The organism is Brevundimonas sp. TWP1-3 (assembly GCF_049896085.1).
Classification (GTDB): Bacteria; Pseudomonadota; Alphaproteobacteria; order Caulobacterales; family Caulobacteraceae; genus Brevundimonas.
In genome coordinates this window covers 237382-249792 of record NZ_JAFCTP010000002.1, presented here as the reverse complement: position 1 = coordinate 249792, position 12411 = coordinate 237382, and the positions used below count along the sequence as shown (strand labels likewise).

The following is a 12411-nucleotide window of genomic DNA, read 5'->3' as shown; positions in this document are numbered from 1 at the left end:
GCAGGTCAGGTCGGGGGCGCACCAAAGTTCGGCGTAAGGGACACGTTCAGGTTCACTCCGATTGTGGTTAGTCAGCGTGTATTTTTACAAATTTATGAATATTGCAAAGGCTACGGATTAAGTAAATTTGCTCTCTTCCTTAATGTTGGCAGAATATTCCGCACACTTCCAACGATCATTCGGCTTGGAAAAATCCCAAAACCGTCCGCATGAAGACGATTAAACAATAAGAAGTCCGGATGTCATGAGTCTATTACAATAAAAGCATAGACCCGGCGGAAGGGGTGCTGGACTGCGTCAGACTGATGCGCAGTGGCCCGTGCATATTTCCAGGGGATCTCGATGCTTCGCTTGAACAACATTCTATTGGCTGGAACCTGCGTTCTCGCCCTCTCCGCCTGCGGCTCGGCCGAGGTGGCTTCGCCTGGCGAAGGGGACTTCGGCGGCGGCAACGGCGGTGGCGGCGGCCCGACCACTCCGGCTCCCGGCAACGGCACGCCGGCGACCGATTGCCCCACGGGCTTCGCCAATGTCGGTCTGATCGCGAACGGCACCCTGCGCGTCTGCCAGCTTCCCCAGCAAATCCTCGGCGCGCTGACCGTGCCGTTGCGCGCGGGCACCATCTATTCGATCTCCGGCCGTACCGAAGTCGGCACCGATCGGGGTCCCGACGCCGCCGCTCCGACCGCCGGTTCGACCCAGGGCATCCTGACCGTCGAAGCGGGCGTCAAGATCTTCGCCTCGGGCGGAACCGACTATCTGCTGGTCAATCGCGGGTCGCAAATCTTCGCCGAAGGCACCGCGACCAGCCCGATCATCTTCACGAGCCGGCAGAACGTCGAAGGCACGACGACCGCGTCGTCGCAGGGGCAATGGGGTGGTCTGGTCATCGCCGGTCGCGCGCCGACCGCCGTCTGCCCGGTGGGTGTCACGGCGCCGAACGCAGCCTGCGTCGGTCAGATCGAAGGCACCAGCGCCAACTACGGCGGCAACAGCCCGGCCGATAACTCGGGCCGCCTGCGCTATGTTCAGGTCAACTATTCCGGCTTCGAAATCTCGCCGAACAATGAGTTGCAAGCCCTGACCTTGGCCGGCGTCGGCTCGGGCACCACGGTCGATCACTTCCAGTCCTACAACTCGTCGGACGACGGCATCGAAATCTTCGGCGGCAACGTCAACCTCAGCTATCTGGTGATTAACGGCGCCGACGATGATGGACTGGACACCGACACCGGCTGGCGCGGCGGCGCGCAGTTCGCCATCGTCACTCAGAGGCCGACGGCCGTAACCAACGGCAGCCGTGGTTTCGAATGGTCGGCCGCGCCGTCGGGCACGAGCTACTTCGCCCAGCCCAAGATCTCGAACTTCACGATCGTGGGCCGCAACGCCGCGGTGGCCGCCGATGCGATCATCACTCTGAACACCGGCACCTCGCCGTCGATCATCAACTCGGTCTTCACCAACCCGACGACCTCGGCGGCGGCCTGCCTGGACATCGACGATGCGCAGACGGTGACCAACGCGCCGATCTTCCGCTCGGTCTACTTCGCCTGCTCGCGTCCTTATGAAAACGACAGCAACGTGAACGCCGCTGCGACGGAGGCGGTCTTCATCAACGCCACCAACGTCAACAACACCGCGGCTGGCACGTCGACGATGACGGCACCGGCGGGCGCGACCATGGCGAATACCAATCTGAGCTTCATCAACGGCGCCAACGAGACGGCGGTCACGGCCGCCAACGCACCGGCGCTGTATCCGTTCTTCACCTCGGTCACCTACATCGGCGCCGTCAGGAACGCGGCCGACACCTGGTACCTCGGCTGGACCTGCGGCCTGGCGGCCGGTTCGACCTGCTGATGACGAAAAGGCGGACGGGGACCCGGTCGGGTCCTCGTCCCATTTCGCCTGCTTTCGTCACACCCCCTTCAAGGCGCAGATCATGAAGACTCTTACTCTGACCCTGACAGGGGTCTTGCTAGCCACAAGCGCGATGGTCGCGCCTGGCGTCGCATCCGCACAAACTGAAATCCCGTCCGCCCCGGTCGAGCAAACTCCTGCGGCGCAGGCGCAGGCCGACGTCGATCAGACGCCGTCCACCGTCGATGAGATCGTGGTTCTCGGCCGTTTCATCCCCGAGCCAAACCGCGCCAGCCCTGAGGTGGCCGCCTTCCTCACGGCCGAGGACCTGCAGCGTACGGGCGATTCCACCGCCGCAGCGGCCCTGACCCGCGTCACCGGCCTGTCGGTCGTCGAAGGCCGGTTCGTCTATGTTCGCGGTCTTGGCGAGCGCTATTCCTCGGCGCTGCTGAACGGTTCCCCGCTTCCCAGCCCCGAGCCGCTGCAACGCGTGATCCCGCTGGACCTTTTCCCGTCGGACATTCTGAAGGGCGTCACCGTTCAGAAAACCTATTCCGCCAGCTTCCCCGGTGAATTCGGCGGCGGCGTCATCGACCTGCAGACCCTGTCGACGCCGACGCGGCCCTTCTTCACGATGAAGGCTTCGGTGGGTGCGGACACGGAGTTTACCGGCCGCAACAACCTGATCTATTACGGATCGCGCACGGACTTCACGGGCTTTGACGACGGCACCCGCAGCCTTCCGGACGGCATCGACCTAGCGTTCAGGTCGGGCAATCGGATCCAGGCCGGCCCCAACTATACGGCGGACCAGCTCAGGACCCTCGGCCAGTCGCTGGAAAACGCTCCGCTGCGACTTCTACAGAAAGAGCAAACCCCGGCGAACCTCGGCTTCAGCCTGACCGGCGGAAACGCAATGGACACCCCGTGGGGTTCCCTAGGCGCGGTCTTCGTCGCTGGATACGACAACAGCTGGAAGGGTCGCCAAGGCGTGCGGCAATCCGGCCGGATCGACAGCGGTCAGTTGGTTCTGGCCGACGACTATGTGTTCCGTTCCAACGAGAACAACATCGGTCTCAATCTGTTCGGCTCTCTGAGCCTGGCGAACGACGACAACGAGATCAAGTGGACCAATTTCTACGTCCGAAACGTCACCAAGGAAGCCCGCTCGGTCGCTGGTTTCGACGATCTGGGCGGCGGCGCCTATCGCCGCACCGACTATACGGAATGGTTCGCCCGTCAGCTCTTCACGACCCAGCTGTCCGGCGATCACACGGCAGGCGCCTGGGACTTCACCTGGCGTGCGGCCTACGCCAAGACATCGCGCGACGCGCCGTATGAGACCCAGTTTGGCTACGGCAAGAACGCGGCCGGCGACATCATCCACAATCTCCAGGCCAACCGGATCTCGTTCAGCAATCTGGACGACACCATCGTCTCGGGCGGCGCGGACGTCAGCTACACCCTGCCGCTCTCGGAAGCGCGCGAAGCCAAGTTCACCTTGGGCGTGGCGAGCAGCGACAACGATCGTTCGTCGCAGCAGCGCCTCCTGCACTTGATCGCCCCGAACGGCCTGACCCCCGAACAGCAGCTTTCGCGCGTCGATTATCTGTTCTCGGATTTCAACATTGGCTCCACGCTGCAGCTGGAAGAAATCACGGGCTCGAACGGCGCCTCGGCCTATGATGCAAATCTGAGGGTCAATGCGGTCTACGGTCAGGTCGAGGCCGAGGTCATCCCCTTGGTGAACCTGAACCTCGGCGTCCGCTTCGAGGACGGCAAGCAGAGCGTCAATCCGTTCGACCTGTTCGGCGCCGCGACCGGCTTCCTTCCGACCGAAATCGACGAAAGCTACGTGCTGCCGGCGGCGACGGTGACCTGGAACTTCGCCGAGGACATGCAACTGCGGTTCGGCGCGTCCAAGACCATCGGACGGCCTCAGTTCCGCGAACTGGCGCCGCAGCAATATACGGACGTCGAAAGCGACAGGACCTTCATCGGCAACCCCTATCTGGTGAACACCGAGTTCCTGAACCTGGATGCGCGCTACGAGTGGTATCTCGCCCGTAACCAGTATGTGACGTTCGGCCTGTTCTACAAGGATCTGGACAAGCCGGTTGAATCCAGCGTCGTCGATCAGGGCGCCAGCATTTCCCAGACCTTCATCAACGCCCCCAAGGCCATCGTCAAAGGGGTCGAACTGGAGGCCAAGAAGTTCTGGGAGTTCCCGGACAACGGCCTGCCGTTCATCGCCAGCAAGCGTTGGCTGGTCTCGGGCAACTACACCTACTCCAACTCCGAGGTTAAGGTCGAAGACGGCGACACCGTCACGACCCAGTCCAGCCTCGGCGTCGCCCAACCGGCCTCCTTCTATGTCATTGATGGAAGCCGCCTGCAGGGCCAGTCGGACCACGTCGCCAATCTTCAGTTCGGTTGGGAAGACGACGCGGCCAAGTCGCAAGCGACCATCATCGTGAACTACGTCTCCGAGCGCACCTCGGCGCGTGGCCGTCCCGGCGAGCCGGATCTGATTCAGGATCCGGGTGTGTTTCTCGACCTGGTGTATCGCAAGGACTTCACCGTGATCGGGCAGGACCTGGGTCTCGCCATCGAGCTGCGCAATCTCCTCGGCACCGACTACGACGAATATCAGGAGCAGGGTCGCAAGATCCGGATCAACAACTACGATCTCGGATCCAGCGCCTCGGTCAGCCTGACCGCGCGCTTCTAGAACAGTCTGTCAGGGGTCGATCCCGTATCGGCCCCTGACGTTTTTAAGACATTTCATCCGCAGCCCCCGCAAGTGTCACGCGAGGTTCTCGCGGTTGTCGCATACCAGTGAAGCCGCCTTACGCCGATTGGTCTAGGAGCGTGATCTTGCCGCGCGCATTGGACGCGACGGCGAGTGTCGGGCGCGCAAACGTGATCTCTAAACTCCGCCAATGGACATCCGCGACTGCGCAGTCGGTGCGCGGTCCCGATCGCGCCGCGCATCTGCGGGTGGTGGTCGAGGCTGTCCTGATCGGCCTGCTGCTGCTTCAGGCCGGACTTCTGGTCTGGATCGTCGTCGATCCGAAGGCGCCGTCCATGGCGCCGCTCGCGCAGGCGCCGATAAAGCCGGCCGACCTTAATGTCTTTCAGCGTTTCGACGCCTTCTTCCGCACGGGCGGCCTGAGCAGCCTGGCGGATGTGACCAATGCAGACACGGCCCAGCTTCGCCTGTTCGGCGTGCGCAGCGGCGGCGCGGGCGACGGGTCGGCGATCATCGGCTTGGCCGACGGGCGTCAGGTTTCCGTGGACGTCGGCGAGGAAGTCGAGCCGGGTCTGGTGCTCAAGGAGGTCGGACAGGACTACGTCACCTTGGCGCGGGGCCTGTCCGTCAGCCGACTGGTCTTCTCCGAAGTCCCGGTCGGGGCGCCGCCTCCGCCGCCGCCGCCGCCGGGCGAGCAGGTCGTCGGTCCCGCGGCGCCCGCGTCCGCGCCCTCCGCCCCGGCAGCCGCCGTTGATCCGTCCAGACTGATGGCCCAGGCCTCTTTGCGTCCCCGGATGCAGGGCATGGCCATCAAGGGCTTCACCGTCTCGGGCTCCGGAGACCAGTTGGCCGCAGCAGGTCTTCAGGCCGGCGACGTGATCTTGTCCGTCAACGGCAATGAACTCACCGGCCTCGACCGGATCGCCGCTCTTCGGGGCCAACTCGCCAACAGCGCCAATGCCGAGGTCCGTTTCGAACGGGCCGGGCAAGTGCAGACGACCACCATAAGGACAACTCGGTGAACCGACGCAGTTCGACCTTCCTTGCCGGCGTTCTCTCGGCGATCTTGCTGGCTCAGGGTCCGCTGACGGCGGCGCCCGCCGTGGCCCAATCCGCCGGCCGGCAAACCCTGAACGTCCAGGGCGCCGACATCCGCGCCTTCATTCAGGATGTCGCCCGTATGACCGGGCGCACCTTCATCGTCGATCCTGCGGTGACGGGGACCGTCACGGTGACCAGCGACAGGCCCCTTGGCCGGGCCGAGTTGTTCGAGGTCTTCCTGTCGACCCTGCGCGCCAACGGCCTGGTCGTGACGCCGACGGGGTCGGGCGGCTATCGCATCAGTCCTGCGACCGGTGCGGCCCAGGGGCCGTCGACCGTCGGGACCGAACGGTTCTCGACCGAAGTCTTCCAGCTTCGCAACATTGATGCGGCTTCGGCTGCGGAAACCATCCGGCCGCTGGTGGGAGCGCAAGGCCAGGTCCTGCCCAATCCCGCCGGCAACAGCGTGGTGGTCGCGGACTTCGCCGACAACCTGACCCGTATCCGCGCCCTGATCGCGCGCATCGACGTGGATCGCGCCAGCTTCGACGTCCTGACGCTGGAAAACTCCTCCGCCCGTGAGATCGCGGCCGTCCTTCAGACGGTTCTCACCCCGCCTGGCGGGCAGCCCGGGCAGGGCATGGTGTCCGTGACCCCCGTCGAGAGCTCCAACTCCGTCATCTTGCGTGGCGATCCCGCCGCCGTGGCGCGCATCCGCCCCCTGATAGAAGACCTCGACCGGCGGGCCCAATCGGCCGACGACGTCAAGGTCGTCTTCCTCGAACACGCCAATGCGGAGCAGTTGCTTCCGGTCCTGCAGCAGATCGTCGGCCAGCAGGTGACGGCCGCCAGCGCCAACGCCACGCCTGCGAGCCAAAGAGGGTCTGGCGGGATCGGTCAGGCGGCGCCCGTCGAGGCTCCCGCTTCGGCGCCGACGACCGTCTTGCCTGGCCAGAAGGCGACGATCGCGCGCTTCCCCGGCGCCAACGCCCTGGTGATTTCGGCGTCTGCGGATACGCAACGGATGCTGGCCGAGGTGATCCGTCAGCTCGATGCCCGTCGTCAGCAGGTGCTGATCGAGGCGATCGTGGTCGAACTGAGCGACACGGCGGTGCGCGAGCTTGGCGTCCAATGGGTGCTGGCGGGTGAGGACGGCAATCCGGCGGGCTTGACCAACTATCCCAACCGGTCGACGCCCCTGGTGCCGATCGCAGGGGGCGCGGCCGCGGGTCAGCTGGACGATCCAAAGGATGCGACCATCCGCGATCAGCTGCAGAGGCTTGCGCTCAACAGCCTGCTCGGCGCGAACGGTTTTGTCGGCGGCGGCGGCGGCCGTATCGGCGACGGCCTGTTCGGCTTCATCATCAATGCGGCGAAGACCGACGAAGGGTCCAACCTGCTGCAGACGCCTTCGCTGATGACGCTGGACAATGAGGAAGCCACGATCCTGGTGGGGCAGGAGGTGCCGATCACGACCGGCGAGACCCTGCTCGACGGCAACTCCAACCCCTTCCGCACCACCCAGCGCCAGGACATCGGCGTCAAGCTGACGGTTCGCCCCCAGATCAATGCAGGCGGCTCGATCACCCTGCATGTGCGTCAGGAGGTGTCGAGCATCAACGGCGTGCTGACCAACTCTTCGTCCGATCTCGTGCTCAACAAGCGTGAGTTGGAGAACACCATGGTCGTCGACGACGGCGCCATCGCGGTGGCGGGCGGCCTGCTCGACCAGAATGACCGGCTGTCGGTCGACAAGGTCCCAGGACTGGGCGACTTGCCGGGGATCGGAGCCCTCTTCCGATCGACCAGCCGTCAGCGGGGCCGCACCAATCTGATGATCTTCATCCGCCCGACGATCGTGAGGTCGGAGAGCGACGCCCAGAGGCTGGCCGCTGACCGCTGGGGCTATATGCGCCAGCAGCAGCTCAATGCGACGCCCGGCGCTGAGCCGAGCCTGGACGAAATGCTGCGCGAATATATGCGCGCCACGCCGCCCGAACACATCCCTGTCGGGGCCGCGCCTGTCGGTTCGGTCGCAGGGGCGCCCCTGCAGCCTGTCGTGGATGGCGCTCCACCGCCCGGTGGGCGACCATGATCACTCGGGTCAATCCGACGCTGCCTTATGGGTTCGCCAAGCGGAATGGCGTGATCCTGCTCGACGCCGGCGAGGTCGCCCTGGTCGGTCTCAGGCAGGGCGCCGACCCGGCAGGTCTCATAGAGGCGCGGCGTGCGCTGGGGCGTCCGCTCAAGATCGAACACATGGATCAGGCGACGTTCGATCGTCATCTGTCGCAGGTTTATGCGGGCGACTCGCTGGTGGCCGGCGACGGCGACGACCTGGGTCTGCCGGGCAGGGGCATGCCAGGAGGACTGGATAGTCTGATCGACGACATGCCGGCCGCCGCCGACCTTCTGGACACCGCCGACGACGCGCCCGTGATCCGGCTGATCAACGGCGTCATCGCCGAGGCGGTGCGTGCGGGCGCCTCGGACATCCACCTGGAGCCGTTCGAGAACGCTCTGACGATCCGCATGAGGGTGGACGGCGTGCTGCGCGAGGCCCTGAGTCTGAACCCCCGGATCACGCCTCTTCTGGTATCGCGCATCAAGGTCATGGCGCGGTTGGACATCGCCGAAAAACGTGTGCCCCAGGACGGCAGGATCCCGCTGACGCTCGGCGGCAAGACGTTGGACGTTCGCGTCTCGACCCTGCCTTCGCGTGGCGGCGAGAGAGTGGTGCTGCGGATCCTCGACAAGGCGCAGGCCGACCTGGATCTGAACCGGCTGGGCATGGACCCGCTGGTGCTTGAGGCTTTTCGCGCGGCCCTGGCGGAGCCCAACGGAATCATACTGGTGACCGGACCCACCGGCTCGGGCAAGACGACCAGTCTCTATGCTGGCCTCACCCTGCTCAACGACACGACCCGCAATATTCTGACCGTCGAAGATCCGGTCGAATATGCGATCGACGGCGTCGGCCAGACCCAGGTCAACACCAAGGTGGGAATGACCTTCGCCGCCGGACTTCGCGCCATCCTGCGCCAGGATCCCGATGTCGTCATGGTGGGTGAAATCCGCGACGCCGAAACCGCCAGCATCGCCGTTCAGGCCGCCCTCACGGGCCATCTGGTCCTGACCACGGTCCACACCAGCGATGCTGCGGGCGCCATCACCCGCCTGCGCGACATGGGCGTGGAGCCCTTCCTGTTGGCCTCGACCCTGCGATTGATCGTCGCTCAGCGGCTGGTGCGACGGCTATGCGAAGAGTGCCGACGCCCGGAGCCGGCGGATGTCGCCACCGCGAAACTGGCGGGACTTGCGATCGGTCAAACGGTCTGGCGTCCGCACGGCTGCGCGCGATGCAATCAAACGGGCTATGTCGGACGGACGGGCCTCTACGAGCTGATCCGCGTGGATGATCGCGTCCGCCGTCTGATCGCCTCCGAGGCCGGAGAAGAAGCGATCGCCGCCATCGCCTTTGCGGCGCCGGAGCGGGGAGGGCGCACCCTGAGCCAGAGCGCCCGAGAACTTGTCGCCGCCGGCGTCACCTCGGTCGAGGAAGCCGTGCGGGTCGCCCGGCAGGAAACGCAGCAGGACGCCGCTCATCTTGAGCCCCCGATGTCGTCACAGGGAGTCGCGGCCTGATGGCCTTGTTCGACTATGTGGCCGTGGATGCGGAGGGCAGGACCGTCACGGGCGCCGTGGCGGCGTCGGACGACGCTGCTGTCCGAAAGGCGCTGGGTCGAAAGAGACTTGTTCCCCTGGACATCGCGCCCTCGACCGGCGCGGCGTCTCGTGTCGATCGCGCGCCTTCGGGCAAGCCGGGGCGGTTGAGTTCGAAGGCCCTGGCGCTCACGACCCGGCAACTGGCGACCCTGGTTTCGGTCGCGCCCATTGAAGAGGCCTTGCGCACCATCGCCCTTCAGGCGGACCGGCCCATGGTGCGAATGATCCTGGAGACCGTGCACGGCGGGGTGATGAGCGGACGGCGTCTGTCGGACGCGATGGCTTTGGAACCCAGGGCCTTTCCACCGCTCTATCGCGCGATGGTTTCGGCCGGCGAAACGTCCGGCGCGCTCCAGTCGATCCTTGAACGTCTGGCCGACAGGCTCGAACTGGACGAACAGGTCCGGGGCAAGGTGATCACCGCTCTGGTCTATCCGCTCGTCCTGGCCGTCGTCGCGCTGGGCGTCATCGGGGCCCTGATGACTTTCGTCGTTCCCAAGGTCGTGGATCAGTTCGACAGTATGGGGCAGACCCTGCCGCTGCTGACGCGCCTGGTGATCGGGGTGTCGGAGCTGATGCAAAACTGGAGCTGGCTGCTCGCGCTCGTCATCGCCATCGGGGCGGTCTGTTTTGCCGCGATGTGGCGAAACCCAAGCTTCAGGCTGACAATCGACCGCCTTCAGCTTCGGTTGCCGCTGGTCGGGCGACTGACCCGCGATCTGCACGGCGCCAAGATGGCGCGGACGCTGTCGACGATGATCGCCGCAGGGCTTCCGGTTCTGGAGGGGCTGACCATTACGGCGCGCACCGTGTCCAACCGGGCCCTGAGGCGCGCGACCGAGACGATGGCGGATACGGTGCGCGAAGGCGGCGGTCTGTCCAGCGCCATGCGCTGGGCCGACGTCTTCCCGCCTATTCTTGTCTACATGACCGCCTCCGGCGAGAGCAGCGGGCGGCTGGAGCCCATGCTCGACCGCGCCGCCGACTATCTTGAGCGCGAGTTCGCGACGTTCACGGCCGTGATGCTGAGCCTGCTGGAGCCGGCGATCATCGTCATCATGGGCGGGATCGTCTGCCTGATCGTGCTGTCGATCCTGCTGCCTATTCTTCAGATCAATACCCTGGCGATGGGGTGAGGAGTTGCTTGAGATGACCCAAACCAAGACACAGGCGCAGCGCCGCCGACGCGCCGGATTCACCCTGGTGGAACTGATGGTGGTGATCGTCATCATCGGTCTTCTGGCGACGGTCGTCGCCATCAATGTCCTGCCGGCCCAGGGCAAGGCCATGGTCGGAAAGGCCAGGGCCGACATCTCGACGCTCGAACAGGCGATCGAAACCTATCGGCTCGACAACCTGACCTTCCCGGACAACGCCCAGGGCCTGCAGGCCCTGGTGGCGGCGCCCCAGGGTTTGTCGCAGCCTGAGCGCTACCGCGAAGGCGGCTACGTCCGTCGCTTGCCCAAGGATCCCTGGGGCCAGGACTATCAGTATCGGCGCCCGAGCACGCACGGCGGTCAGTTCGACGTCTTCTCCTGGGGCGCGGACGGCAAGGAGGGCGGCGAGGGTGAGGATGCGGACCTTGGCAACTGGCAGAGCTAGACTTGGTCGGAAGCCGCGCGCCGGTTTCACCCTGGTCGAGCTGATGATGACGGTCGCCATCATCGCGATGGCGGGTGCCGCCGTGGTGATGGTCGCCCCCGATCCGAGGCCCGCCGTCGGCGCAGAGGCCGAGCGGTTCGCCGCCCGGTTGGCGAGCGCGCGGGACGAGGCGGTGCTGACCAACCGACCGATCGCCGTCGAGACGACGACGTCGGGCTATGGATTTCAGGCCTTCGACGGTCGGGTTTGGACACGGTTGCAGGAGGGGCCGTTCAAACCCGTCCCTTGGGAAACCGGCACCGTCGCCGAGCCGGGTCAGGAGGCGGCGCTGGTCGTCTTCGATCCAACAGGTGTGGCCGATCCCTACCGACTGACCCTGAAACGCGAGGGCCAGGCGCGGGTCGTGACCGTGGACGGCGCCGGCGAGGTCAAGATCGATGACTGATCGGCGCGCCCGGCGCGATGGCTTCACCCTGGTCGAGATGCTGGTCGCCATGGCGGTCTTCGGCCTGTCCGCCATGGCGCTGTTGAACCTGGCTGGGGAGAATACGCGTTCGGCGGCGCGGGTCGAGAGCCGCACCCTTGGCGGCGTTGTGGCGGACAATCTGGTCGTCGAGGCGGTCATCGCGCCTTCGCTCAGCGATGGCGTGTCGAACGGACGGACCAACCTGGCCGGCCGCGACTGGAGCTGGACACGGATCGTGGCCCCCACCGACGTCGCCGACATCCAGCGGGTCGAGGTCCGGGTGTCCAATGACGAGGGGCAGGCGGCGGACCGCACGGCCTTCCGGGCGCGGTCCTCATGAGGCGGGCTTCGGGCCGGGCCGGCTTCAGCCTCGTCGAGGTCATGATCTCGCTGCTGATCTTTGCGCTGATCGCCGCAGCAGGGGCGACGGTGCTGACCCAGACCATCGACAACCGTTTCGCCATCAAGGCCGAAACGGACCGGACCGGCGACCTGCAGCGTATGCGGGCGCTGCTGAAGTCGGATATCGGCCAGGCGACCGCGCGTCGGACGCGGGGCACGACGGGTCGGCCGCAGCAGCAGCCCATCGTCGGCGCGACCCAGCCGGGCGCGCCAGTCCTGATCCTGGTGAGGGCCGGCTGGTCCAATCCCGGCGACCAGCCTCGCGCCTCGCTTCAGCGGGTCGAATACAGCCTTGTCGACGACCGCCTGGAGCGACGGGTCGCGCCCCGGCTGGACGGCTCGCGCGTCGGATCGGCCCAGGTGCTCTATCGCGGCGTCTCGGGTCTGAAGATCAGCTTCGTCAGGGACGGTGTCGAGGCGCCGGCCTTTATTTCCAGCGCGGACAAGCCGATGCCGGACGCGGTGCGTCTGGTGATGACGCTCAAAGGTCTGGGCGAGGTCGAGCAGCTGTTTCTGGTGGGCGGCCGATGACCGCGTCGGGCAGAGCCAAGGCGTCCAGGCA

General features: G+C 65.6%; 10 protein-coding genes. All 10 read left to right on the top strand.

Going from position 1 to position 12411, the window contains the following annotated elements; all coding sequences use genetic code 11:
* The first annotated feature begins 342 nt into the window (after positions 1–342).
* The 10 genes from ACP693_RS13185 (at position 343) to gspJ (ending at position 12380) form a co-directional block, all read left to right on the top strand.
* Positions 343–1860, top strand: coding sequence for a hypothetical protein (locus tag ACP693_RS13185; protein WP_426020068.1), 1518 nt, complete (start codon positions 343–345; stop codon positions 1858–1860).
* 82 nt (positions 1861–1942) lie between these two features.
* Positions 1943–4591 (top strand): TonB-dependent receptor domain-containing protein, encoded by a 2649-nt coding sequence (locus tag ACP693_RS13180; RefSeq protein ID WP_426020066.1) that lies wholly within the window; start codon positions 1943–1945, stop codon positions 4589–4591.
* Between the two features lie 236 nt (positions 4592–4827).
* Positions 4828–5634: a type II secretion system protein N gene (locus ACP693_RS13175; RefSeq protein WP_426020065.1), complete on the top strand. Its 807-nt coding sequence runs from the start codon at positions 4828–4830 to the stop codon at positions 5632–5634.
* A complete protein-coding gene (gene gspD, locus ACP693_RS13170; protein ID WP_426020063.1) occupies positions 5631–7748 on the top strand; it encodes a type II secretion system secretin GspD in 2118 nt (705 codons plus the stop codon). Before ACP693_RS13175 ends, gspD begins: the two co-directional genes overlap by 4 nt.
* Entirely contained in the window at positions 7745–9298 is a 1554-nt protein-coding gene (gene gspE, locus ACP693_RS13165) for a type II secretion system ATPase GspE (protein WP_426020062.1), read from the top strand. The genes gspD and gspE overlap by 4 nt, the downstream gene beginning before the upstream one ends.
* A complete protein-coding gene (gene gspF / locus ACP693_RS13160) occupies positions 9298–10515 on the top strand; it encodes a type II secretion system inner membrane protein GspF (protein WP_426020061.1) in 1218 nt (405 codons plus the stop codon). The genes gspE and gspF overlap by 1 nt, the downstream gene beginning before the upstream one ends.
* Before the next feature lie 13 nt (positions 10516–10528).
* Entirely contained in the window at positions 10529–10981 is a 453-nt protein-coding gene (gene gspG / locus ACP693_RS13155; RefSeq protein WP_426020060.1) for a type II secretion system major pseudopilin GspG, read from the top strand.
* A complete protein-coding gene (locus ACP693_RS13150) occupies positions 10962–11426 on the top strand; it encodes a GspH/FimT family pseudopilin (protein ID WP_426020059.1) in 465 nt (154 codons plus the stop codon). The genes gspG and ACP693_RS13150 overlap by 20 nt, the downstream gene beginning before the upstream one ends.
* A complete protein-coding gene (gspI, locus tag ACP693_RS13145; protein ID WP_354039829.1) occupies positions 11419–11787 on the top strand; it encodes a type II secretion system minor pseudopilin GspI in 369 nt (122 codons plus the stop codon). The genes ACP693_RS13150 and gspI overlap by 8 nt, the downstream gene beginning before the upstream one ends.
* Positions 11784–12380 (top strand): type II secretion system minor pseudopilin GspJ, encoded by a 597-nt coding sequence (gspJ, locus tag ACP693_RS13140; protein ID WP_426020058.1) that lies wholly within the window; start codon positions 11784–11786, stop codon positions 12378–12380. The genes gspI and gspJ overlap by 4 nt, the downstream gene beginning before the upstream one ends.
* Positions 12381–12411: the final 31 nt, after the last annotated feature.

Bases quoted from the DNA above. Each gene is read 5' to 3' on its own strand.
- ACP693_RS13185 (WP_426020068.1), top strand. From the start codon at position 343: ATGCTTCGCTTGAACAACATTCTATTGGCTGGAACCTGCGTTCTCGCC.
- ACP693_RS13180 (WP_426020066.1), top strand. From the start codon at position 1,943: ATGAAGACTCTTACTCTGACCCTGACAGGGGTCTTGCTAGCCACAAGC.
- gspE (WP_426020062.1), top strand. From the start codon at position 7,745: ATGATCACTCGGGTCAATCCGACGCTGCCTTATGGGTTCGCCAAGCGG.
- gspF (WP_426020061.1), top strand. From the start codon at position 9,298: ATGGCCTTGTTCGACTATGTGGCCGTGGATGCGGAGGGCAGGACCGTC.
- gspG (WP_426020060.1), top strand. From the start codon at position 10,529: ATGACCCAAACCAAGACACAGGCGCAGCGCCGCCGACGCGCCGGATTC.
- gspI (WP_354039829.1), top strand. From the start codon at position 11,419: ATGACTGATCGGCGCGCCCGGCGCGATGGCTTCACCCTGGTCGAGATG.
- gspJ (WP_426020058.1), top strand. From the start codon at position 11,784: ATGAGGCGGGCTTCGGGCCGGGCCGGCTTCAGCCTCGTCGAGGTCATG.